This is a genomic window from Paenibacillus sp. SER-28, from assembly GCF_052906305.1.
Map to the genome: position 1 here is coordinate 802,498 of NZ_JBRECM010000001.1, position 22,265 is coordinate 824,762.

Annotated in this window: 22 protein-coding genes and 1 pseudogene; 15 read left to right on the forward strand and 8 right to left on the reverse strand. The window is 45.9% G+C overall.

Annotated features, from left to right (window positions below):
* Window positions 1–22 precede the first annotated feature (22 nt).
* The 9 genes from hemH (at window position 23) to ACUYLD_RS03855 (ending at window position 10,441) form a co-directional block, all read left to right on the forward strand.
* Window positions 23–964, forward strand: coding sequence for a ferrochelatase (gene hemH / locus ACUYLD_RS03815; RefSeq protein WP_446674450.1), 942 nt, complete (start codon window positions 23–25; stop codon window positions 962–964).
* A gap of 7 nt (window positions 965–971) precedes the next feature.
* Entirely contained in the window at window positions 972–2,417 is a 1,446-nt protein-coding gene (gene hemG, locus ACUYLD_RS03820; protein WP_446674451.1) for a protoporphyrinogen oxidase, read from the forward strand.
* A 137-nt stretch (window positions 2,418–2,554) separates the two neighbouring features.
* Entirely contained in the window at window positions 2,555–4,033 is a 1,479-nt protein-coding gene (locus ACUYLD_RS03825; protein ID WP_446674452.1) for a CapA family protein, read from the forward strand.
* An 82-nt stretch (window positions 4,034–4,115) separates the two neighbouring features.
* On the forward strand, window positions 4,116–4,886 hold the full coding sequence (locus ACUYLD_RS03830; RefSeq protein WP_440722933.1) for a glycerophosphodiester phosphodiesterase: 771 nt from the start codon (window positions 4,116–4,118) through the stop codon (window positions 4,884–4,886).
* 39 nt (window positions 4,887–4,925) lie between these two features.
* Complete coding sequence (locus ACUYLD_RS03835) at window positions 4,926–5,549, forward strand: fumarylacetoacetate hydrolase family protein (RefSeq protein WP_069291625.1); 624 nt, start codon at window positions 4,926–4,928, stop codon at window positions 5,547–5,549.
* Between the two features lie 208 nt (window positions 5,550–5,757).
* Window positions 5,758–6,564 carry a DUF92 domain-containing protein gene (locus tag ACUYLD_RS03840; protein WP_025722307.1) on the forward strand — a complete coding sequence of 269 codons (807 nt, stop codon included), beginning with the start codon at window positions 5,758–5,760 and terminating at the stop codon, window positions 6,562–6,564.
* A gap of 82 nt (window positions 6,565–6,646) precedes the next feature.
* Window positions 6,647–7,225, forward strand: a complete 579-nt coding sequence (locus ACUYLD_RS03845; protein WP_446674453.1) for a TetR/AcrR family transcriptional regulator — start codon at window positions 6,647–6,649, stop codon at window positions 7,223–7,225.
* Window positions 7,226–7,348: 123 nt separating this feature from the next.
* Entirely contained in the window at window positions 7,349–9,298 is a 1,950-nt protein-coding gene (locus ACUYLD_RS03850) for an ABC-F family ATP-binding cassette domain-containing protein (protein ID WP_341161802.1), read from the forward strand.
* Window positions 9,299–9,451: 153 nt separating this feature from the next.
* On the forward strand, window positions 9,452–10,441 hold the full coding sequence (locus ACUYLD_RS03855) for an aldo/keto reductase family protein (RefSeq protein ID WP_446674454.1): 990 nt from the start codon (window positions 9,452–9,454) through the stop codon (window positions 10,439–10,441).
* A 19-nt stretch (window positions 10,442–10,460) separates the two neighbouring features.
* Here ACUYLD_RS03855 and ACUYLD_RS03860 read toward each other — a convergent pair whose 3' ends face one another.
* The 6 genes from ACUYLD_RS03860 to ACUYLD_RS03885 form a co-directional block, all read right to left on the reverse strand.
* Window positions 10,461–11,360, reverse strand: a complete 900-nt coding sequence (locus ACUYLD_RS03860; protein WP_446674455.1) for a LysR substrate-binding domain-containing protein — start codon at window positions 11,358–11,360, stop codon at window positions 10,461–10,463.
* Between the two features lie 73 nt (window positions 11,361–11,433).
* Window positions 11,434–12,471, reverse strand: a complete 1,038-nt coding sequence (locus tag ACUYLD_RS03865) for a M42 family metallopeptidase (protein WP_348622071.1) — start codon at window positions 12,469–12,471, stop codon at window positions 11,434–11,436.
* A 13-nt stretch (window positions 12,472–12,484) separates the two neighbouring features.
* Window positions 12,485–12,907 carry a LapA family protein gene (locus ACUYLD_RS03870; protein WP_165175848.1) on the reverse strand — a complete coding sequence of 141 codons (423 nt, stop codon included), beginning with the start codon at window positions 12,905–12,907 and terminating at the stop codon, window positions 12,485–12,487.
* A 56-nt stretch (window positions 12,908–12,963) separates the two neighbouring features.
* Window positions 12,964–14,760, reverse strand: a complete 1,797-nt coding sequence (gene pepF / locus ACUYLD_RS03875; protein ID WP_069291632.1) for an oligoendopeptidase F — start codon at window positions 14,758–14,760, stop codon at window positions 12,964–12,966.
* A gap of 199 nt (window positions 14,761–14,959) precedes the next feature.
* Window positions 14,960–15,148: a hypothetical protein gene (locus ACUYLD_RS03880; RefSeq protein ID WP_025715827.1), complete on the reverse strand. Its 189-nt coding sequence runs from the start codon at window positions 15,146–15,148 to the stop codon at window positions 14,960–14,962.
* A gap of 7 nt (window positions 15,149–15,155) precedes the next feature.
* Window positions 15,156–15,389, reverse strand: coding sequence for a hypothetical protein (locus tag ACUYLD_RS03885; protein ID WP_013309704.1), 234 nt, complete (start codon window positions 15,387–15,389; stop codon window positions 15,156–15,158).
* Window positions 15,390–15,562: 173 nt separating this feature from the next.
* Between ACUYLD_RS03885 and ACUYLD_RS03890 the strand changes: the two genes are divergently transcribed.
* The 6 genes and pseudogenes from ACUYLD_RS03890 to ACUYLD_RS03915 all read left to right on the forward strand — a co-directional run bounded on the left by ACUYLD_RS03890 (window position 15,563) and on the right by ACUYLD_RS03915 (window position 19,389).
* Window positions 15,563–15,760, forward strand: a complete 198-nt coding sequence (locus ACUYLD_RS03890) for a cold shock domain-containing protein (RefSeq protein WP_013309706.1) — start codon at window positions 15,563–15,565, stop codon at window positions 15,758–15,760.
* A gap of 208 nt (window positions 15,761–15,968) precedes the next feature.
* A complete protein-coding gene (locus ACUYLD_RS03895) occupies window positions 15,969–16,160 on the forward strand; it encodes an oligosaccharide flippase family protein (RefSeq protein WP_231109379.1) in 192 nt (63 codons plus the stop codon).
* A pseudogene (locus ACUYLD_RS03900) lies at window positions 16,151–16,750 on the forward strand (MATE family efflux transporter); the annotation flags it as partial. The gene ACUYLD_RS03895 and the pseudogene ACUYLD_RS03900, both read left to right, overlap by 10 nt.
* Window positions 16,751–16,987: 237 nt before the next feature.
* Window positions 16,988–18,067, forward strand: a complete 1,080-nt coding sequence (locus ACUYLD_RS03905) for a tetraprenyl-beta-curcumene synthase family protein (RefSeq protein ID WP_061828604.1) — start codon at window positions 16,988–16,990, stop codon at window positions 18,065–18,067.
* 23 nt (window positions 18,068–18,090) lie between these two features.
* A complete protein-coding gene (gene pfkA / locus ACUYLD_RS03910) occupies window positions 18,091–19,062 on the forward strand; it encodes a 6-phosphofructokinase (protein WP_061828603.1) in 972 nt (323 codons plus the stop codon).
* Window positions 19,063–19,179: 117 nt separating this feature from the next.
* Window positions 19,180–19,389 (forward strand): DUF3906 family protein, encoded by a 210-nt coding sequence (locus ACUYLD_RS03915; RefSeq protein WP_013309710.1) that lies wholly within the window; start codon window positions 19,180–19,182, stop codon window positions 19,387–19,389.
* On the opposite strand, the gene ACUYLD_RS03920 is transcribed toward ACUYLD_RS03915, so the two are convergent.
* A complete protein-coding gene (locus ACUYLD_RS03920; protein WP_341161793.1) occupies window positions 19,386–20,756 on the reverse strand; it encodes an MATE family efflux transporter in 1,371 nt (456 codons plus the stop codon). The two genes, ACUYLD_RS03915 and ACUYLD_RS03920, sit on opposite strands and share 4 nt — an antisense overlap.
* A 196-nt stretch (window positions 20,757–20,952) precedes the next feature.
* Window positions 20,953–22,131, reverse strand: a complete 1,179-nt coding sequence (locus tag ACUYLD_RS03925) for a putative glycoside hydrolase (protein WP_446674456.1) — start codon at window positions 22,129–22,131, stop codon at window positions 20,953–20,955.
* Window positions 22,132–22,265 lie beyond the last annotated feature (134 nt).

Here is a 22,265-nt window from a genome sequence, read left to right on the forward strand (position 1 = left end):
AATGTTAAGAGGTGGTCTACTAATGAAAACCAAAGTGGGTGTACTGGTCATGTCCTACGGGACGCCGGAGAGTCTGGATCAGGTGGAAGCCTATTATACACATATTCGTCGTGGTAATGCTCCTTCGCCGGAGCAATTAAAGGAATTAAAGGATCGTTATGAAGCTATTGTGGGCGGTGTGTTTCCGCTGCGTCAGAATACGGATCGGCAGGTTCAAAACCTGCAGGAAACCTTAAATCGGGAAAATCGCAACCCGGACATTGAATTTGTCTGTTATCAGGGACTCAAACATGCCAAACCGTTTATTGAGGACGGTGTGGAAGCTATGATGCAAGATGGCATCCGTGCAGCGGTAGGTGTCGTGCTGGCTCCGCATTATTCCGTTATGAGTGTAGGCACTTATATTAAGCGCGCACAGGCTAAGGCACAGGAACTGGATCTGGCCATATCATTTGTGGAGAGCTATTATCTTCATCCTAAGCTGATTAAGACGCTGACTGAGCGTGTGAACGCCAAACTGGCGCTTTTTGAAGAAGCTGGAGCCAAACGGGATGAGGTTCGTGTTCTGTTTAGTGCGCACAGCTTGCCCGAACGGATTTTGGCTATGGGTGATCCTTATGTGGAGCAATTAATGGCGACTTCGCAGGCTGTTGCGGACAAAGCGGGAATTACCAACTGGCAGTTTACGTGGCAAAGCGCTGGTCGTACAGCAGAGCCATGGTTGGGGCCAGACATTTTGGATACCATGCACAGCCTTAAAGAGGAGCAAGTGGAGTATGTGCTGGCTGCGCCAGTTGGCTTTGTTTCTGATCACTTAGAGGTGTTATACGATCTGGATATTGAAGCACAGGCGTTGGCGAAGGAATTGGATATGCGTTTTCAGCGTATTGATTCACTCAACAGTGATCCACAGTATATGGAGACGCTTAGTGATGTCATCATAGACCAATGGAAAAAGGGATGAGGACATAATGGAGCAAAAGTTACGTAATATTGTAATTGTAGGCGGAGGCTTGACCGGGCTTAGCACTGCTTTTTATACACGAAAAATGTACAAAGAAGCTGGCTACACACCTCGAATCACGCTGGTGGAGAAAGCTTCCGTGCTGGGCGGGAAAATTGAAACGCTGCATAAAGATGGTTTTGTAATTGAAAAGGGGCCAGATTCTTTTCTGGCCCGTAAAACAGCTATGATAGACCTAGCAAAAGAGCTGGAGCTGGATCATGAGCTGGTGAGCACAAATCCTGAGGCTAAAAAGACATACATTTTGCATGAAGGACAGCTTCATCCGATGCCTCCTGGGCTGGTGCTGGGGATTCCAACAGAGCTGAAACCCTTTTTGCGTAGCGGCTTGATCTCTTTAGGCGGGAAAATGCGGGCTATGATGGATTTTGTCCTTCCGCCTCGCCGTGTACCGGGAGATGAGGCGTTAGGTGATTTTATTGAACGCCGACTGGGCAAAGAAGTGCTAGAGAATGTAACCGAGCCACTGCTGGCAGGGATTTATGCTGCCAACATGAAGACGCTAAGTTTGCAAGCGACCTTCCCACAATTTGCTGAGGTAGAGCAGCAATACGGAAGCCTCATTCACGGGATGATGACAGGTCGAAAACCAGCTGAAACACATACGGGGACGAAAAAAAGCGCCTTTTTGACCTTCCGTCAAGGCTTGCAAAGTTTGGTGCATGCGTTGCTGAATGATTTGTATGATTGTGATTTACGCACCGGAATTGCTGTTACTGAATTCACAAAGACAACGGAAAGTGAAGGCAGCCCATATCGCGTTATGCTGGACAATGGAGAGACGCTGGAGGCGGATGATATTTTTGTAACGACTCCCAACTTTGCTGCTGCGCCGCTATTGCGAGATCATGTCAATGTGGCTGCACTGGAAGCCGTTAATTACGTCTCCGTAGCAAACGTGGTCATGGCCTTTGATAAAACAGATATTGAGAACGTCTTTGACGGCTCTGGTTTTCTGGTTCCTCGCAAAGAAGGACGCAGCGTGACCGCTTGTACATGGACGTCTGCCAAGTGGCTACATACTAGCCCGGACGATAAGGTGCTGTTGCGCTGTTATGTAGGGCGAGCAGGAGCTGAAGACACTGTAGAGTTACCGGATGATGAGCTGACTGCACTGGTACGTAAGGATTTGAAAGAGATGATGGGAGTTACAGCAACTCCGCTGTTCACGGAAATTACACGTCTTCGCAATTCCATGCCGCAATATCCGGTAGGGCACCCGCAGGCTATAGCTGATTTGCGGGAAGAGTTACGCACTGCCATGCCGGGAGTATATGTTTTGGGCGCTGGCTATGATGCGATTGGTTTACCGGACTGCATCCGTCAGGCTAAGGAATGGGCCTCTAATGCCGTCCAAACGACACAGCAGGAAGCGGTTAAGGTAGAGGTGTAAATGTTTGATGATGAACCCTTCGCGATCCATGCGAGGGGTTCTATTTATATTGAAATTTGATATATAATGGAGAAGGTGTAAAATTCGCCAGCTAATAAAGAAGTTATGCAAATGCAATAGCATAGAAGGAGTGAAGAATGTACCCTCCCAGATCACAGCGAAATGAAGGTTGCAAGAAAGCAAGAAAACCAAAAATAGGCAAGGCTTGGATCATTACGAATCTGGTCCTACTGCTTATGATCGTAGGTCTTTTCGGTTATTATTACATATTTGAACACGACAACAGTGGCTCTCTTGCGGAAAATGGCGGGTATTCGCAAACGGAGAAGAAAATCCAAACGGGATCTGCTAGTGAAGAGAGGTCTACTCCCTCGGTCAGTGAAAGTGATACAGCCTTGTCAAATAAACAGCTGGACGAAGGCCCACATGCAGATAAGCAATTTGCTGACGATGAAACGAAGCATTCTGCTGCTTCAGACACAAGCCATCGTCCCGCGACAACGTCTGACACAAATGCTCCCGAAGGCAGCTCTTCAGGAGCAAAATTATCCTCGGGGAAAGACGGGCAGGCAGGGAACGATATGTCCAAGGATGTATACGACGGTAATCCATCCGCCGATAAGGGAGGAACGGAGGATGTAAAAAAATCAAAAACAGACGATGCAGATTCTCCGACAGTTACGCTTCACTTTGTAGGGGATGTGCAATTTTCCGGTAAAGTTGAGCAGCGATTGGAGCAGAATGGGTTTGATTTTCCATATCAATATCTCGGAAACTTGTTTCATAAAGACGATCTGACGATGGCCAATCTGGAAACGCCCGTGACAACGAATGGTGTGGGTGCGTTAAATAAAACGTATGTGTATAAATCTTCGCCCAAGGCGTTAACTGCGTTGGCTGAGGCAGGGATAGACGCTGTCAATTTGGCCAACAATCACATTTTGGATCAGGGCACAGGCGGATTACTGGATACACTGAAATATCTCGATGAAAAAGGTATTGCCCATGCTGGAGCTGGACGTAATGCAAAAGAAGCGTATGCGCCGCATTATTTTGAACGTAAAGGGATTAAAATTGCGTTGTTGGGGACTACACGTGTCATGCCTGAAGCCAACTGGAATGCGGGCGCCAAACTGCCCGGTGTAGCAGGAGCCTATGATTCGACCGCTATCGTAAAGTCCATCCGTGAGGCACGAATGCAGGCCGATCTGGTGATTGTCATTGCCCATTGGGGGAAGGAGCGCGCTACTGCACTTGAGCCTCATCAAACCGAGTTATCGCACGCTTTTATTGATGCTGGAGCTGATCTTGTCATTGGCGGTCATCCACATGTGCTTCAAGGGATGGAACAATATAAAGGTAAATGGATCGCATACAGCACAGGCAATTTTATTTTTTCTAAATCAACGGTGCCAGCCACTTGGGATACAGCGATATTTCAGGCAACCTGTACCCGAAAAGGGGCTTGCGAAATGAAGCTGACCCCTTACCGGGCGGAGCTAGGTCAACCAATCCCATTGAAGGATACGGAGGCCAGCAAAATTTTGCAAAGAGTGGCGGCACTGTCACCGGGAAATGTCTCGATAGGGACGGATGGTACAGTAAGCGCTCAATAGAAATTCGAAAAGAAATTTTTTATATGGGAATTGACGGAACGATCGTATGAGGGACTCCTTTGTGGATGGAGGTCATAACAAGATGAATCATTTGTGCGTGGCTCACCGCGGTTTTTCGGGGATTGCTCCCGAGAACACGATGGCAGCCTTTAAGCTTGCGTTGAAGCAGCCATTTGTACACTGGATTGAGCTGGATGTACAGCTGTCAAAGGACGGTGTTCCGGTGGTAATTCATGATTTTACGCTGGAGCGAACGACGAATGGTACAGGGCGAGTAAAGGATTCGGACTGGAAAGCATTGCAACAACTTGATGCTGGTAGCTGGAAAAGTGCAGAATACCGTGGAGAAATGATCCCTTCCCTCGCACAAGTACTGGATTTATGTCGTGGCCGCGTATCGCTCAATATTGAGCTTAAAACAGCGGGAGATATGTATCCAGGATTGGAGAAAGCCGTACTCCGTGAAATTGTGATGAGAGGGATGGAGGGAGAGGTGGTATTAACCTCTTTTGAGCGTGCCGCATTACGCCGGGCTAAGGAGCTGTCTCCTGAGATCCGGACCGGATTGATTATCGATGCGCGCCCAGATGATTTGGCAATGCAACTGGAGCAGCTACAATGCACTTTTTTATCCATGGGCTATCCGCGTTTGGATCGAAACCTGATGAAAGATCTCACCGCACGCGGTATTACTGTTATGGCGTGGACGGTGGATGACCGCCGTATAATGCGAAGATTGTCCTCATTGCATCCTGAATTGATGATTTGCACCAATTGGCCGGATCGCTGGGAGCAGGTTTTTTTGCTTTCCAAGCACCGGATGTGGCACTATATACGTAAACTTATTCGTTAATCAATTGAACTACATACGCGGGAAGGGTGACGGATCGTGATGAACGTGGATATTCGTAATGTTTACTGTGTCGGACGCAATTATAAGCTGCATGCGGAGGAGCTGGGTAATGAGGTTCCCGCAGAACCGATGATTTTTTTGAAGCCGTCTCATGCAGTCGTGCCGCTGGATGGCGCCACGCTGGAGCTTCCTCAGGGGCAAGGAGATATTCATTTTGAGACTGAGCTGGTTGTGGCTGTAGGACGTAAATACGAACCAGGCATGTCCGCAGATACATGTCTGAACGCATTTGCATTCGGGATTGATTTTACCCTGCGTGATGTACAAAGTGTGCTCAAGAAAAAAGGCCACCCATGGACCGCCGCCAAAGGCTTTAAATCGTCTGCACCCGTGACACCATTCCTGCCTTTAGAAAAATTGGACATGCTGGAGCAGCAGGATTTTTCCTTGCTCAAAAATGGACAGGAAGTGCAGCGTGGACATGTTAAGGATATGATTTTTTCTATTCAGCATATCGTTGAATATATAGCGACTCATTATGGACTGGGCGAGGGAGATATTATTTTCACAGGTACTCCAGCAGGAGTAGGGCCTACAGCAAGTGGGGATCGCTTTGAGCTTTTCTGGGGAAGTGATCGTCAGGGAAGCTTCACCATCGCATAAATTTGTGAATGGCATCCATGAAGAGGATTAAAAAAGGGAAGTTCTTGGTGGATGAGAGTAAAGAGAGATTCCCGTAGATAAGCATTGTGAAGGCCGTGTCCTGTGCCAAAGCATGGGACACGGCTTTTATATAAGCGTAGAGCGTTGTACAATAATATCAGAACGAAAAAAGAAAAACGGAGATTCATTTCAAAAGCGGGGGTATATCATGGACTGGATCATCGGATTGCTTTGTGCTGCTGTGGTGGCCGGAGCTGCATTTTATAAAAAATCCTTAACCTTATCTGGCTTTGCCGCGGCTGTACTGATGGGAACTGTATATTATGGGGCGGGTAACCTGTTCTGGTTCGGCACATTGCTCTTGTTCTTTATCACGTCGACCCTTCTGTCGAGGTTCAAAAAGGAGCGCAAGGCTGAACTGGAAAAATCGTATGCCAAAACCGGAAACCGGGATGCAGGCCAAGTATGGGCCAATGGTGGATTAGGTATGCTGTTATGCCTGGGTTATGCGATATGGCCCCATGTTACGTGGCAGCTGGCTTTTGTCGGTGTCATGGCTACGGTCACATCCGATACGTGGGCAACGGAATTTGGCAGCCTGAGTCGTAGGCCACCTCGCTCGGTGCTTAACGGGAAGGTGCTGGCACCCGGAACCTCAGGTGGAGTCTCTGTATTGGGAACGGCTGCGGCCTTGGCTGGGGGTGTACTGATCGGCATAGGTGCATGGGGCTTTGGACACGCCATAGGAACGCCGAGCTTGCCGTTATGGCTGTGGGCACTGGTTGGAGGTATATCCGGTAGCGCGGGGGCCTTTGCTGATTCCTATCTAGGTGCTACAGTGCAAATGATGCGTTCCTGCACGGTTTGCGGACGAGAAGTAGAAGTAGACTCACATTGTGGACAAACGACGGTCTATGTACGAGGCTGGCGTTGGATGAGCAATGATCGGGTGAATAGCATTAGTTCTATTTTCGGAGGATTGGTCGCTCTTGCAGGTATTTTTTTAATACTCTGAACACAGAGCTGGAGATCGTTACAAGGAATTAACTGTTATAAGAATTGACCATGTTTCAATCCTTGTATAAGGAGGTGCTAAGATGGGCGATATACACAGAGATAAATATGAAGCTATTTTGGACGCAGCTTACGCCGTCTTTGGCACCAAAGGCTTCTATGAAAGCAAAATTTCCGAGATTGCAGAACAAGCGGGAGTTGCCAAAGGCACAGTATACTTGTACTTTAAAAGCAAAGAGCAGCTATTTACAGCAGTCACACGTAGAGATTGCGAGCAATACCTAGCCGAAATGCAAGGTGCATTAATTAATCGTACTTTGGGAGAAGGACTGCTGCGGATGGCGAATTTGCATCTGCACTACTATTACAAGCGTAAGCAGCATACTAAATTATTTTTTATGACCCCCAACAGTGATCCCGATCTAATGGAGTTTATGCGGGGATTTATTCAGGACTATACTGATTTGGTCAACAATAAACTGGCGTCAGAGGGTGTACAGCAGTCCGAGTTTCATGCGAAGGCATTCATTGGTATGTTGGAACGCCTGAAAATGGATATTTTATTGAATCAAGATTTCCGCGAATGTGACGTGGATCAGACGGCTGAATTAGTGGCGAACTTATTTATGCATGGCTGTAAAGCCGGAATACAAAAATCCTGACACATCTTGTTGCTAAAAAACCGTACTGACTTCGTTCAGGTAACGGTTTTTTTAATCATTGGCTATGTCTGTGTTAAAATAAACAGGATGCATCACAAAATTGGGGAAGAGTAGGGAATCCGTATGAATATTATGACCGTTGAACATATAACGAAAAGCTATGGCGAGAAAATGTTGTTTGAGGATGCTTCCTTTGGTATGGATGAACGTGACAAAATAGGAGTCGTCGGTGTAAATGGCACCGGTAAATCAACGTTTTTACGGGTAATTTCAGGATTAGAGCCGCCAGATGATGGCAATATTGCAGTGAACAACGATGTGCGAATTCAGTATCTAGCACAAAATCCGGAGTTTGATCCCGAAATGAAGGTACTCCAGCATATTTTTCATGGCAACCAGCCTGAGATGAAAGCGGTCCGAGAATATACGGAAACCATGGAGTTGTTGGAGTTAAATCCGGGTAGCGAGGAGCTTCAAAACCGTCTATTGCGAGCAAGTCAGCAAATGGATACGTTCCAGGCATGGCAGCTAGAGAGTGAGGCCAAAAATATACTTACCCGGCTGGGGATCACTCAGTTTGAGTCTCGTATGGGCGTTCTATCCGGCGGGCAGCGCAAGCGGGTGGCTTTGGCGGCGGCTTTGATCCAACCCTGCGAGCTGCTCATTCTTGACGAGCCTACAAACCACATTGATAATGAGTCCGTTGAATGGTTGGAGCAATATTTGCAAAAAAGACGTGGTGCGTTGTTAATGATCACGCATGATCGCTATTTTCTGGATAGAGTTGCAAATGTCATGTTGGAGCTGGATCATGGCCGCCTTTTCCGTTATGAGGCTAACTATACCCGTTTTCTGGAGTTGAAGGCAGAACGTGAGGAGCGGGAAGCGTCAACGGAACAAAAAAGGAAGAACCTGCTGCGTAATGAACTGGCCTGGATTCGCCGTGGAGCAAAGGCTCGTTCCACCAAGCAGAAAGCGCGTATTGACCGATATGAGCAGCTTAGGGATCAGCAACCGGAAGCTCGTTCTGGATCTGTAGATATGTCCGTCGCCTCCACACGTCTGGGTAAAAAGATATTGGAGATCGAGCATCTGTCCAAATCGGTAGATTCCCGTAAGCTGATACAGGATTTGAGCTACATTGCGGTTCCTGGTGATCGTGTTGGTATCCTAGGTCCTAACGGTAGTGGGAAATCCACTCTGCTCCAAATGATTGCCCAGCATATAGAACCGGATTCCGGCAACGTTGTGCTGGGACCGACGGTGAAGCTTGGCTATTTTACTCAGGAACATCAGGAAATGAACGAATCATTACGTGTCATTGAATATATTAAGGAAGAAGCCGAAGTGATTCGTACAGCAGACGGTTCGACGATTACAGCTGCACAAATGCTGGAACGTTTCCTGTTCGCACCAAGCGCGCAATGGACGGTTATTTCCAGGCTGTCTGGAGGCGAAAAACGGCGCTTGTATCTGCTTCGTGTTCTAATGTCGGCACCGAATGTGCTATTGCTGGATGAACCAACAAATGATCTGGATATTCAGACCCTTTCCGTTTTGGAAGATTATCTGGATGAATTCCCAGGTGTGGTTTTTATTGTTTCTCATGATCGCTATTTCCTGGATCGGACAGTGGACAAAATACTGGCGTTTGAAGGGGATGGACAGGTACGAGTACATGTAGGGGACTATAGCGAGTATGCAGAATGGATTAGTAAAAATGCTCAATCTTCTGTGAATACGTCTGTCTCTACGAGTACGGCTTCCTCGAATCGCTCTTCCGCGCCTAAGTCTGCGGGTCCTTCTGATTCAGTCAAGGAGACAAGTAAAACCAAGCTCAAATTCACCTTCAAGGAACAGCGGGAATATGAGCAAATTGATGAAATGATTGAACAAGCCGAACAGAAGTTGGCCGACATTCAGCGACAGATGGAAGAGTCTTTCAGTGATTCAGCACGACTACAGGAGCTCATGGCTGAGCAAGTGAAGGCCGAACAGCATCTGGAGCACCAAATGGAACGCTGGACCTACCTGAATGAGCTGGCCGAGCAGATTGAACAAAGTAAATCTTAAAAATACAAAAGCAAGTCACCATTCAGAGTGGAGGCTTGCTTTTTTTATCGAATTATTAATATGTTTTTCATATTAAAAGTGCGTGAATTATATATTTCTAATATTAAATTACGGTGGGTATAATGGAGTGCATATGGAAGGGAGGAATTGAAAATGGAATATCGTAAACTTGGAAAAAGTGGATTAATGTTAAGTGAGATCGCATTGGGAAACTGGATCACCCACGGTGCTCAAGTGGATGATACTATAGCGCAAGCCTGTGTAAACGCTGCACTAGACTCAGGGATTACCACGTTTGATACTGCTGATGTGTATTCGGATACCATGGCGGAAACGGTTTTAGGTCATTCTTTAAAGGGAATACGCCGTGAAAGTATTGAATTATGTACTAAGGTTTTTCATCCCACAGGTACCGGACAGAATGATAAAGGGCTGTCTCGCAAACATATCATGGAGGCCTGCCATGCTTCTCTTCGACGCCTGCAAACGGATTATATTGATGTATATTATGCACACCGTTTTGATCCAACCGTATCGCTTGAAGAAACTTTTTTGGCCTTATCCGACTTGGTGCGGCAAGGGAAGGTTTTGTATGTAGGAGTAAGCGAGTGGACAGCAGAGCAGATAAAGCAAGGAGCCGCTCTGGCTAAGGAATTAAAGGTCCCTTTCGTGGCAAGTCAGCCCCAATATTCCATGCTGTGGCGTGTCATTGAAGCTGAAGTGATTCCCGCTTGTGAGCAGGAAGGGATTGGACAGGTGGTTTGGTCACCTCTGGCACAAGGTATTCTTTCTGGTAAATATGCAGCAGACAAGCCGTTACCCGAGGGATCAAGAGCTTCTACGACAGCAGGGTCACCAATTTTCGAACGTTTGGCTGGACAATGGTTACGTAAAGAAGTCCTTTTGGCAGTAAAGAAAATTCAGCCGATTGCAGAAGAATGCGGACTGACGCTACCCCAGCTTGCAGTCGCATGGGTTTTACAAAACCCGCAAGTGTCCTCAGCTATTATCGGTGCTTCCAAGCCCGAGCAGGTTAAAGAGAACGTAAAAGCGGCGGGTGTCCGTCTAGATGAGCAGGTCATGAGACAATTGGATAGCATTTTAAATGGTATTGTTGAACGTGATCCGAGAAAAACAGGGTAAGATATACGATCAAGGAGATTTACATGTCTAACTCTTCGTTACAAGCTGTTTCTTCAACCACTTCCAGAAAATGAGTCAGAACAGTTTCGTGTGTACCTGTTTTCCATGCAGCATAAAGTGGGATGGACGGAGACTCTTCTTGAAAGGAACGAAATACGACATCACTGCGTTGAAAGACAGAAACGGAAGAGGGAACAATGGAGATACCTATACCTGCCGCTACCAAGTTAACGATCGTATACATTTGAACGGCTTCCTGTACGATTTGAGGCTGAAATCCGTGTTGTCCGCAAAAGTCCAGTATGAGGTTATGAAAAGAAGCTCCCATATGAGGCGGAGACAGGATAAAAGATTCGTCCGCTAATGAACGTAAAGACAAGGTTGAATGGTGGGCTAACGGATGTGTTTGAGGAAGAACGGCCATGAGTGATTCGTTGGTATAAAGACGAGAAGTGATATGTATAGATGGATCTGCACAGCGCAGGAAGCCCACATGAACTTTGCCCTCGTGTATAGCTTTCAGTTGTTGGACAGATGTCATTTCAAATAACGTAAGCTTCACATCTGGAAAACGCTCTCGGAATTTCTTCAAGGCATTAACCATCAGACTACCAGAGGCTGAATCTACAAAAGCGATGGATAATTGTCCGAATTTCCCCTGACTTGCAAGCTGTGTGATCTTGATGGATCTTTCCAATTGTGCAACCATGTTTCTGGATTCTTCTAAAAATATCGCTCCTGCTGACGTAAGTCGAACTTGTCTCTTGGTTCGTTCCAAAAGCTTCACGCCAAGCTCTTCTTCAAGGCTTTGAATTTGTTGGCTCAAGGGAGGTTGGGTGATATTCAGTTTTTTCGCAGCACGGTTAAAATGTAGTTCTTCCGCTACTGCGATAAAGTAACGTAGTTTTTTCAGATCCATAGCTGTGATTTCCTTTCGCTAAGCCTTCACCGACCTATTCTCCAGAGGAACAGGTCGGTTTTTATCGTTCGAATTAAACTGTCACGTAAGCTGCAAGCAGACGTGCAGTGTTCACCACGGCCTGCTTGTGCGTGCGCTCCATGGCATGGGAGGCGTGTACGCCAGGGCCGATCAACGCAGCACGGATGTTATTACCGGCTCTTAGTGCAGCCGAAGCGTCCGAACCGTAGTGCGGATAAATATCTACCGCATACGGAATATTCAGCTCTTTGGCCAGCTCAATCAGACGAGTCGTCATAGTATAGTCATAAGGTCCGGAGGAATCCTTGGCACAGATAGAAACATCCGTTTCCTTGCAGCTCAGATCTTCACCCATACAGCCCATGTCGACAGCTATCATCTCACTGATTCCTTCGGGTATGTAAGCCGCTCCGTGCCCCACTTCCTCATAGTTGGAAATGAGCAATTTAACGGTATGTCGAGGCTTCCAGTTTCCATGTACAGCAGATTCCAGTAAACCAAACAGTGCAGCTACACTAGCTTTATCATCCAGATGGCGTGACTTGATAAATCCACTGGGTGTTACGACTGGACGCGCATCGAACGAAATAAAATCGCCCACCGCAATACCGAGCTGAAGCACGTCTTCTTTTGACCCGACAAGCTCGTCAATCCGTACCTCCATATGGCTCTCTTTGCGCTCAAAGCTCCGTGCATCATCATAGACGTGCACGGATGGATGGCTGGACAGAATAGTGCCTGTATACGTTTGTCCGCTTCGGGTATGAATAAGGCAGTATTCGTTCTCAATGCTGTTCATCATGAAGCCGCCGACGGATGTCAGACGTAGGGTGCCTTGTGCTGTAATGGAACGCACCATTGCGCCCAATGTATCCACATGTGCGCTCAGCGCCACCGTATGGTCCGTTTCCTGACCTTTCAGAGTCAAGATGGCACCGCCTTTTGCATTCCATTCGATTTGTACCCCGAGGCTTTCCGCTTCTTTACGAATCAGCTCCATCACATGGTGTGTATACCCACTGGGACTGGGTGTGTTCAGTAGCTGATTTAAAAAGTTCATCATATAATCTTCATTTAATTGAATCGTCATTTGTTGCTCCTCCTCATTTGGACAACCGATCAGGGTTAGAGGACGGTTGCTCTATATCTTGGTCGAATGTAGACCCTGTGCTGGAAGAACCCGTCGAGTTATAGGTCACATCCGCGTTTGCTTCCACCGTGGATGTGTGCTCTTCTTGTAGTGTATGAAGCTGAGTAGTCAGACGTTTAATCTCTCTCTGAAGCCTATATTGGCGGAAAATACCGAAAGAACCGACAATAAGTCCACCTAGAAGAGTGCAACCAAGAATAAGCAAAATCAAAGGAATGCTAACCATACTGAATAGAAGGTTCACTTGAACCGAATTCACATTAATAACAGCAAATACAGCTGTTAACAAAGCAATAACAAGAGCTGCGATCAAAGACCATTGTGTTTTCAAAATGCCACCTCCTCCCGTTACATTATAAAATCCCTTGCCCGCCATGGACAAGGGATTTATCCGTGCATCATTTCAATGCTGGATTTTAAGTGCGCACGGTTTTACTTTCCTTCAGTTAGCTTTTCCATTTCTGTAATGACTTCTTCGAATACGCTCATCGCTTCGCGGATCGGCTGCGGAGAGGACATGTCAACGCCAGCTTTTTTCAAAATATTGATTGAATAATCGCTGCCACCGCTCTTCAAGAAGCCCAAGTAACGGTCAACGGCTGGCTGGCCTTCCTCCAGAATCTGTTTCGAGAAACTGGTTGCTGCCGAGAAGCCAGTAGCATACTTGTAGACGTAAAAACTGTTATAAAAATGAGGGATCCGTGCCCATTCCATTTCAATGTCTTTGTCTACCTTCATACCGGGCCCGTGATATTTCACATTCAGATCATAGTAAATCTCTGATAAAAGCTGCGGTGTAAGGGATTCTCCCTGTTCAGCGCGTTCATGTACAATTTTCTCAAATTCCGCAAACATGGTTTGACGGAATACCGTTGTGCGGAATTGATCTGCATAGTAGGTGAGAAGGTACATTTTCTCTTTCGGATCGGTTGATTTGTTCAGCAGGTAGTCCATTAGCAACGCTTCATTGGTTGTGGATGCCACTTCAGCCAGGAAAATGGTGTACTGTGCATCTCTATACTTCAATGCGTTGTCTGAATAGTACGAATGCAACGCATGCCCCATTTCATGAGCAAGTGTGAACATGCTGTTCAGGTTATCTTTATGGTTCAGCAGCACATATGGGTGGGTACCATAAGCTCCCCAACTGTATGCACCAGTACGTTTGTTTTCGTTTTCGTATACATCAATCCAGCGCTCATCATAGCCTTTTTGCAACGAAGCCAGATAGTCCGCGCCCAGTGGCTTAAGGCCTTCCTTTGTTTGCTTTTTGGCGTCTTCATACGTAATGTCCATCTTGTATTCGTCCACAAGTGGAGCGAACAAATCATACATATGGAGCTCATCCACACCTAACAACTTTTTACGCAGCTTGATGTAGCGATGGAGCAGGGGCAAGCTTTCATGAATGGTATCAATGAGATTCGTATACACTTCCTTCGGAATATTGTCACCGTACAGTGACATTTCCAGTACAGAAGGGTATTTGCGAACACGAGAATAAAAAATATTTTTGTTTACATTGGCACTTAGTGTAGAAGCAATTGTATTTTTATTTTTGGCATATGTGTCATATACCGCTTTAAAAGCACGTTCGCGAACTTCGCGGTGCGGACTTTCGAGGAATTGAATGTAGCTGCCATGAGTCAGCTCAACCTCTTTGCCGTTTTCATCCTTGATTTTTGGAAACTTCAGATCGGCATTGTTGAGCATGCCAAAAATCGTTTGCGGGGCTTGAGCCAGATTGCCAACCTGAGCGAGCAACGCTTCTTCTGTCTTGCCCAGAATATGTGCCTTTTCCCGCTTCATTTCTTGAAGTGTAAACCGATAATCTGCAAGCTTCGGATCTTCAATGAAGGCATCGAGCTGATGATCCGGCAATGCCAAAATTTCAGGCGTCACGAAAGAAAGAGACTCGCTAACCTCAACGCCTAATTTTTTGGCTTTTTGCGAAAGACCCTGGTATGTAGGTTCAGCTGTATCCTCATCATGATGCAGATGTGCGTACACATATACACGCTCGGTTTTAAGCGACAATTCATCTTCCAATTTAAAGCAGCTACCAATCGACTCTGCTGAATTGAGCTTGCCTTGGAATTGTTCAGCCTTTTTGGCTAGTTGTTTGACTTCTTCGTATTCTTGATCCCATGCTTTGCGGTTGGGAAACAAATCTTCCAGTTTCCATGTATTTTCCACTGGCGCATTAGCGCGTTTTACAATTTCACTCATGGAGAGCCTCCTCTGATCGAACGTAATGTGGGGTAGAGCTGCGGCAGTAAGGGACGGATGCCAAAACGAAGAAACCGCCACGCTTACCGTAAGCAGCAGGGCAAGAGGTTTTACAGGATGCATGTAACGGCAGATCCTCCTTATACCATGGCTTGTTTTGCCATAGTATGACCTCTTACGCCCGAAAGTATAATTTTCCTTACTGTGGGTTGGAACCTATATTTAATAAGCTGTATACAATGAGATAAAAGGCAAGGCAAACCATGATTACAGCGGTGAGGGCCATCCACTTTTTGAGAGGAGTCGGTATCGTATCACGCTTCATGATCAGCACTCCGCCCAGCGTGAAGGCCAGAATAATGAAGATGAGATAGCTGTTGGACACCATGAATAGGCTAGACCTGTTTGAAAGCGTTCATGATCCGCTGCCACTCTTCCTCATTATCTTGAAAGGACTGCTTGGGAAACCGATTTTGAGCCCAATGCATTAGCGCCGGACGGCTTAAAAACGTGTGGGCTTCCTCGCCCCAATCATCGGATATTTCCCGTAGAACGATGTAACGGCCCTGCACCTCGACAGTCATCATGTTCCAATTGTCTTTTTTGTATATTTCGTGTTTTTTCATCATATGCATGTCTCCGATTTTATAGATGTTTTGGTTCATGATACCGCAGTTTCCGCCGCAAAAGCAAATCATTCCAGCCCGAAAAACCCGGAAAAACATCAATTGCATTGTGAAAAAGCATGAAGTATAATATGGATATTCGCCATAGATGGCGGTATTTTTAGGAGGTTGTTCACTTGAAAGGTACAGTTAAATGGTTTAACGCAGAAAAAGGTTATGGCTTCATTCAAATGGATGGTGGCGAGGACGTATTCGTACATTTCTCCGCAATCCAAGGCGACGGCTTTAAAACTTTGGAAGAAGGTCAAGCGGTTGAATTCGAAATTACTGAAGGTAACCGTGGACCCCAAGCAGCTAACGTAATCAAACTGTAAGTGTAACTGAATTGTAAGAATGGTTCCGTTTCTACGGATGTCTTATATATTACGGTTAAACTATGAATTGAGAGCGCAGTTCCTTTAATTTAAGGGACTGCGCTTTTTTGCGTAAATACGTTTATGATATGAGAAGATTGAGCAGGAATAGGGTATTATACGTAATAAAACTAGGCAGAAGACATTTCAAATTGAAGGAGTTGAGAAAATGAGTGCAGCAGAGGCTAGTCGTAAGCCTTCCCTGATTGAAGGTCCTATTGCCAAAACGCTGTTTATGTTCTCTTTGCCGATGCTGTTCGGAAACATTCTGCAATCCCTGAATGGAACGATCAATTCGATCTGGGTGGGGAAGTTTCTGGGAGAAGCCGCATTGACTGCCGCTTCAACGGAAATATTATAAACGGCTACGGGACAGTGGCAGCAGCAGCTTATACAGCAGCCAATAATTTGTCGAGCTATGTGCAGATGCCAGCAATGGCGTTAGGTGCAGCTGTATCTTCCTTTGCCGCTCAAAATATCGGAGCCGGACGTTGGGATCGAGTGCGCATGACAACCTGGATTGGGATTGTGTATAATTTTGTGTTGACTGGTGGAGCTGTGGTATTAATTTACGTGTTTAATCGTCAGGCCTTGCTCATGTTCCTTCCTTCTACAGGGGGTGCATTGGAATTGGGTATGCGGATTAATCTGATCACCTTGTGGTCTTTTGTTATATTCGGTGTTACCAATGTCATTACAGGTGTTGTTCGATCGACGGGTTCCGTCATGATACCGCTTTTAATTACCATTATTTCATTATGGGGCATTCGTATACCTTTGGCCTATGTATTTGTCGATGAGTATGGTCTAGATGCTGTATGGTGGAGCTTTCCTGTTGGTTTTGCTATTTCTGCCGTAGCAGTCATTTACTATTATGCTTTCGGGAAATGGAAGCAGGCAAGCATGGGAGAGGGAATCCAAGCCATGAAGCCCGCAGAGGACAAGGGATAGGTAGGCCATTTATACTATTTGCGATTAAAGTCTTATAAGGATAGATTTTGTGTAACTCCTATTTTTGACTAATAAAACATTACAGGTATAAAATTCTTTTTGTAAGAATAGCTCATTTCCTTGAATTTTAAAGAAAAAAGTGAGGTTGTTCATTTGTGCTAAAAGGACGATCATATTATAATGGATATGGTTTGGATAGGTATAATTACGTAGACAACAATGTGGAGGCACCGTCATTTGAGTTATGTTGAGCAAGGACGTTATCAAGTACCGAGAGGCCCCATAGGTCTAATGAGCCGAATGTACAAGCACATTCTCCCTGAAACGAAACTAGAATTGAGTAACTGGAAGAGCAAGGCCGAACAAATTCCGGACCCTGAGCTGCGAAGCCAGGCGCTTGCGAGCATAGCGGATAAGACATTTCACTGCGTGGGTGGAGCGGTTTATGCCGCTGCCAATATGTCTGCCCGGCAGACGCTAATTCCGCTGATCGTAGCGTATCAGACCATTAGTGATTATCTGGACAACCTGTGTGATCGCAGTACGTCCATGGACCCGGATGATTTCAGGCTACTGCATCAGGCTATGCTGGATGCAGTTAATCCGACGGCTAGGCCAGTGAATTATTATGAGTTGCGTCGTGAGCAGGAGGATGGCGGTTATTTGACCAGGCTGGTGACAACCTGTCAGTCTTGTGTAAGCAGGCTTCCGGGCTATGAGGCGGCTATGCCTTACGTTCAGGATTTGGCTCGATTATACACGGATTTGCAAGTATACAAGCATATTAAACCCGAGCTGCGGGAACAAGCGCTTTTGGATTGGTGGTCGCTTCATAAAGACCGTACACCAGAGTTGCGCTGGAATGAGTTTGCTGCGGCTACCGGTTCAACTCTGGGGGTCTTTATGCTGTTTCTTGCTGCCAGCGACCAGCATCTGACAGATGCAGGGGCTGCCTCAATACATGCATCGTATTTTCCACATGTGTGCAGTCTTCATATTTTGCTGGATTATCTAATCGATCAAGACGAAGACCGGAAGGGCGGAGATCTTAACTTTTGCAATTATTATGAAGATACCGACATGGTGCTAGACCGGATCGCCTACGTTGTGAATCGGGCGCGGGCTGATATTGCAGATGTCCCTGCCAGCTCCTTTCACCGGATGATTATCGAGGGATTGCTGGCTTTATATTTATCCGACCCTAAAGTTAGCGAGCAGCAGGACGTTCGCGCTGTTTCGAGACGTTTAATGAAAAATAGTCCGCTCATGCGTTTGTTTTTCTTATTAAACAGTCGATGGATAAGAAGGCTTATATGATTATTTTGAGGAGGTCATAAATCATGACAGCAGTTAAGAAAATTGCAGTATTAACAAGTGGTGGAGATTCACAAGGGATGAACGCGGCAGTTCGCGCCGTCGTACGTAGCGGATTGTATTTTGGACTGGAGGTATTCGGGATTCAACGTGGGTATCAAGGCCTTTTGAACGACGATATTTTTCCAATGGATCTGAGAAGCGTCGGAGATATCATCCAACGTGGGGGAACTGTACTTCAATCTGCAAGATGCCTGGAATTTACGACTGAAGAAGGGCAGAAAAAAGGCGCTCAAATTTTGCGTAACCGTGGAATTGACGGCGTAGTCGTGATTGGTGGCGACGGTTCCTACCAAGGAGCTAACAAACTGACCAAGCAAGGCATTAAAACGATGTGTCTTCCGGGTACGATTGACAACGACATTTCCTTCACGGACTACACTATTGGTTTTGATACGGCGGTTAGTATCGTAGTGGACGCAATCAACAAGCTGCGTGATACGATGTCATCCCATGAACGTTCTTCTATCGTGGAAGTTATGGGACGTCATTGTGGTGATATTGCTCTGCATGCGGGTCTGGCTTCTGGCGCAGAAACGATTTTGGTGCCTGAGGTAGAATTTGACCTGAACGAAGTATCCGACCGGATGAAACAAAACTTTAAGCATGGTAAACGCCACAGTATCATTATCGTTGCTGAGGGTGTAGGCAAAGGCGAAACAGTAGCACAAGTTATCCAAGAAAACTGTCCGGATTATGAGCCTCGTGTTACAGTGCTTGGACACATCCAACGTGGAGGCACACCAACAGCGTTTGACCGCAACCTGGCGAGCCGTTTGGGTGACTTTGCTGTTCGCCAATTGATCGAGGGCATATCTGACAAGGCTTGCGGAATGATCGACGGTAAGTTGGTAGCTACAGATATTGACAAGGTTGTAAATACCAAAAAAGATTTCAATATGGAGCTTTATGAGCTGGCCTTGCGTTTGTCCCAATAATAAGAGCCTTTATGTAAAATAGATCGGCTCTGATATTGGAAATGATCAAAAGTATGCGGATGACCCGAGTCATCCGCTATTTTTTTAGCTTTGAGTCCTATCAGGAGGTAGTCATATATGTACCTATTCAAAATCGAAGTGGACAGTTCGGAAGGAGCGCTGACCGTCATTCTCGCTGCTGAAAATGAAGAACAGGCATTTGAAGAGATTGAACAACATGTGGAGAGACACTTTCTATATCCTCCCAAGCTGAACGAAGTGGCTATTGTGGAGAAAAAACGAATAACTTTAGGCGCAGCATATGTAATCGAGACACGCAAAGGCTAAATAGCCTCTGCGTGTTGTTTTTTTTCGGCGAAACGACGTTGTACTCTCACCAGACGCCAGAGAAGTAAAATAGCGCCTACTGCCAACCCTGTTATCAAACCGATCCAGTAGCCGTAGGGCCCCAATGAAGTCCAGCGTGCCAGTATATATCCTACAGGAAGCCCAATGACCCAATAGGAGAGGAATGTGAGCAAAAAGGCTGGATTGACGTCTTTATACCCGCGTAGCGCTCCTTGTGTAGGTGTAGCGACAGCATCAGATATCTGAAAGAAAATCGCATAGATTAGAAAATGCTGTGCCAATTGAATGACCTGCGGATCGGTGGAGTAAAGTCGAGCGACCTGTTCACCCCAGATAAGCAGTACAATAGCTGTAATCAGTGATAGACCTACTGCGCTGCTAATCCCCATTACACTATAAGCTTTGGCATCCCGCGGACGAGCAGCCCCTGTTTCATAGCCAACTAGAATCGTAAGTGCCATGCAAATGCTGAGTGGAATCATATACAGCGTAGATGCAAAGTTCATGGCGGCCTGATGTGCGGCTATGGTAGCTGTATTATAGCTACTCATGAAGAGAGTGACGGCTGAAAAGACGGCAGTCTCAAAAAATATAGCAAATCCAATCGGTACGCCAATCTTGATGAGCTCTTTCAAAGCACCAGCGGCAATCCCGTATATTTTGCTGAAGATTCGGTATTCGGTAAATATTTTTCCACGATGCGTAGTGATACCGGCGACCAGCATGATGATCCAGTAGGTGGTTGCCGTTGCCACCCCGGAGCCTACACCCCCCAGACGCGGAAAACCCCAGTTTCCATAAATAAGTAGATAGTTCAACAATACATTAATGGGTAACGACATGAGCGTGATGAACATCGTAAAGCGGGTTTGTCCCAATGCATCCATAAAGCTTCGGAGCACAGTGTAGGCAAATAGAGGAACAATCCCGAAAGCCATCGCACAAAGATAGTACAGGGCCACATTATGAACTCTCAATTCCAAATTCATACCGTTCAAAATAGGCTTGACCAAAATGATGCCAGCAATCAAAACGACCATAGACAGGGCGAGAGAGAGCCAAAGTGCTTGAATGACATAGTAGGAGACTTTATCTTTGCGCTGTGCTCCTACCAATTGAGATACAATGGGCGTGATAGCCATAAGTATTCCGTTAAGGCCTGTTTGTACAGGAACCCATAGACTTACTCCAATGGCTACTCCAGCCAGATCGGCAGGGGAAAAGTGTCCCGACATATTCGTATCAAAAAAAGTCATGGCAGATAGTGCAAGCTGGGTAATCAGGATAGGGAACAAAATGTAGAAAAGTTGCTTCCATTTCTGTCCCGTTGTTAGAGTCAATTGCATTTTTGTTTTCCTCATTTACTAGGGATTGATTATTCGTATGTATCATAACATGTAAGTATTTATTGTAAGGGATACCGATACATTTGAACAGTAATAAAAAAGACTGCACCCGTTCGCCAAACAACGGGACAGCCTTCGAAATGATTATATAATTTCTAAATTTTATATAAAATAATAAAAAGTCCGGAGAGATAAATTATTTGTATGTTACTCCGCTAGTATAGCGGTTTGTGGCATTCCAAAGTAAATATTCGTTCACTTTCATATCCTTAAGCGCTCGAATTTGGTCCTCTACTTGAGTTTTTCCATACTTAGCATAATGTCCGCTCCCCAACCAACTTGCGGTAAAATCCTGGATCCAAGGACGAATAATTGGCTTTAGCTTGCCCGTCGGATCAAGCTTTTTGTGTGTATCGGCCATGGAGCCTTTAATCGTCTGGTATGGATTCTTATCGGGGTCTTTTACACCGAACCAGCCTGTGGTGTAGTGACTTGGATAAACCATGGGCGAAATGACATCCACATTTTCGGAGATTTTAGTGAAATCCTGTCCGATCCCCTCCGCAGCAGGAACGGATGCGGCATATCCGAAAATATCTACCGATACTCGTACACCTAATGGAGCAAGCTCTTTACGGGCATATTGTACGAATTCAGCGACTGCATCCGAGCGGGATTGATCTGATTTGGTATATTTCAGCTTGTCTGCTCTTTTCTCAAAGCCTTCGGGGAAACGTACATAGTCAAATTGAATTTCCTTAAAACCAAGTTTGGCTGCTTCCTTAGCGATGGCGATATTATAATCCCATACTTCTTTATTATAGGGATTGACGAACCCGTCTCCTTTGCCGTTTTTCCAGACAGAGCCGTCAGGGTTACGGAAAGACATCTCGGGATTTTTGTTAGCTAGTACCGTATCTTTAAATACGACAATACGAGCAATCGGGTAAACATTATGCTTTTTCAATCGGTCCATCAAACCGGAAATATCCCGAATGAATTTTTGCGGCTTGCCCAATTTGAGCAGCTCGGGATTGGTCGTTGGATAAGTGATGTAACCTGCATCGTCTTTAATATCAATAACCATGGAATTGAGCTCTGTCTTGTCAAGCAGTTCAAGCAGCTGAGTCATACGCGAACCGCCTGCGCTATAAGCCGTGACATAGATGCCCTTTATAGCAGGAGTCGTCGGTTGTGGGTCAATTTTAACTGGGGGATTGGAGGCATCCACCTTCATATTATTGTGCTGAGCCTGGATCATGGCGCTACTAATTGTTGTTACCACCGTATCTTTTACATTTGGAGCGTTGGCTGACTGATCGCCGTTTCCGCCTATCCCCATCGCCAATAGCATAATTGCCCAAATCATATTCATTTCCTAACTCTCTCCCTTATGTATGTCGCTTACCTGATTATACGTAAAGTTATGTATCGAAAAACAACACGCTTGTAACCAATACTGGAATCATCAGGCACAGTCTTACATGATTAACCCAACCTGTGTTCATT

What these genes read in the sequence shown, in the direction of transcription:
- hemH (WP_446674450.1), top strand. Translation starts at nt 23, where the DNA reads ATGAAAACCAAAGTGGGTGTACTGGTCATGTCCTACGGGACGCCGGAG.
- hemG (WP_446674451.1), top strand. Translation starts at nt 972, where the DNA reads ATGGAGCAAAAGTTACGTAATATTGTAATTGTAGGCGGAGGCTTGACC.
- ACUYLD_RS03825 (WP_446674452.1), top strand. Translation starts at nt 2,555, where the DNA reads ATGTACCCTCCCAGATCACAGCGAAATGAAGGTTGCAAGAAAGCAAGA.
- ACUYLD_RS03830 (WP_440722933.1), top strand. Translation starts at nt 4,116, where the DNA reads ATGAATCATTTGTGCGTGGCTCACCGCGGTTTTTCGGGGATTGCTCCC.
- ACUYLD_RS03835 (WP_069291625.1), top strand. Translation starts at nt 4,926, where the DNA reads ATGAACGTGGATATTCGTAATGTTTACTGTGTCGGACGCAATTATAAG.
- ACUYLD_RS03840 (WP_025722307.1), top strand. Translation starts at nt 5,758, where the DNA reads ATGGACTGGATCATCGGATTGCTTTGTGCTGCTGTGGTGGCCGGAGCT.
- ACUYLD_RS03845 (WP_446674453.1), top strand. Translation starts at nt 6,647, where the DNA reads ATGGGCGATATACACAGAGATAAATATGAAGCTATTTTGGACGCAGCT.
- ACUYLD_RS03850 (WP_341161802.1), top strand. Translation starts at nt 7,349, where the DNA reads ATGAATATTATGACCGTTGAACATATAACGAAAAGCTATGGCGAGAAA.
- ACUYLD_RS03855 (WP_446674454.1), top strand. Translation starts at nt 9,452, where the DNA reads ATGGAATATCGTAAACTTGGAAAAAGTGGATTAATGTTAAGTGAGATC.
- ACUYLD_RS03860 (WP_446674455.1), bottom strand. Translation starts at nt 11,360, where the DNA reads ATGGATCTGAAAAAACTACGTTACTTTATCGCAGTAGCGGAAGAACTA.
- ACUYLD_RS03865 (WP_348622071.1), bottom strand. Translation starts at nt 12,471, where the DNA reads ATGACGATTCAATTAAATGAAGATTATATGATGAACTTTTTAAATCAG.
- ACUYLD_RS03870 (WP_165175848.1), bottom strand. Translation starts at nt 12,907, where the DNA reads ATGGCGGGCAAGGGATTTTATAATGTAACGGGAGGAGGTGGCATTTTG.
- pepF (WP_069291632.1), bottom strand. Translation starts at nt 14,760, where the DNA reads ATGAGTGAAATTGTAAAACGCGCTAATGCGCCAGTGGAAAATACATGG.
- ACUYLD_RS03880 (WP_025715827.1), bottom strand. Translation starts at nt 15,148, where the DNA reads ATGGTGTCCAACAGCTATCTCATCTTCATTATTCTGGCCTTCACGCTG.
- ACUYLD_RS03885 (WP_013309704.1), bottom strand. Translation starts at nt 15,389, where the DNA reads ATGATGAAAAAACACGAAATATACAAAAAAGACAATTGGAACATGATG.
- ACUYLD_RS03895 (WP_231109379.1), top strand. Translation starts at nt 15,969, where the DNA reads ATGAGTGCAGCAGAGGCTAGTCGTAAGCCTTCCCTGATTGAAGGTCCT.
- pfkA (WP_061828603.1), top strand. Translation starts at nt 18,091, where the DNA reads ATGACAGCAGTTAAGAAAATTGCAGTATTAACAAGTGGTGGAGATTCA.
- ACUYLD_RS03915 (WP_013309710.1), top strand. Translation starts at nt 19,180, where the DNA reads ATGTACCTATTCAAAATCGAAGTGGACAGTTCGGAAGGAGCGCTGACC.
- ACUYLD_RS03920 (WP_341161793.1), bottom strand. Translation starts at nt 20,756, where the DNA reads ATGCAATTGACTCTAACAACGGGACAGAAATGGAAGCAACTTTTCTAC.
- ACUYLD_RS03925 (WP_446674456.1), bottom strand. Translation starts at nt 22,131, where the DNA reads ATGAATATGATTTGGGCAATTATGCTATTGGCGATGGGGATAGGCGGA.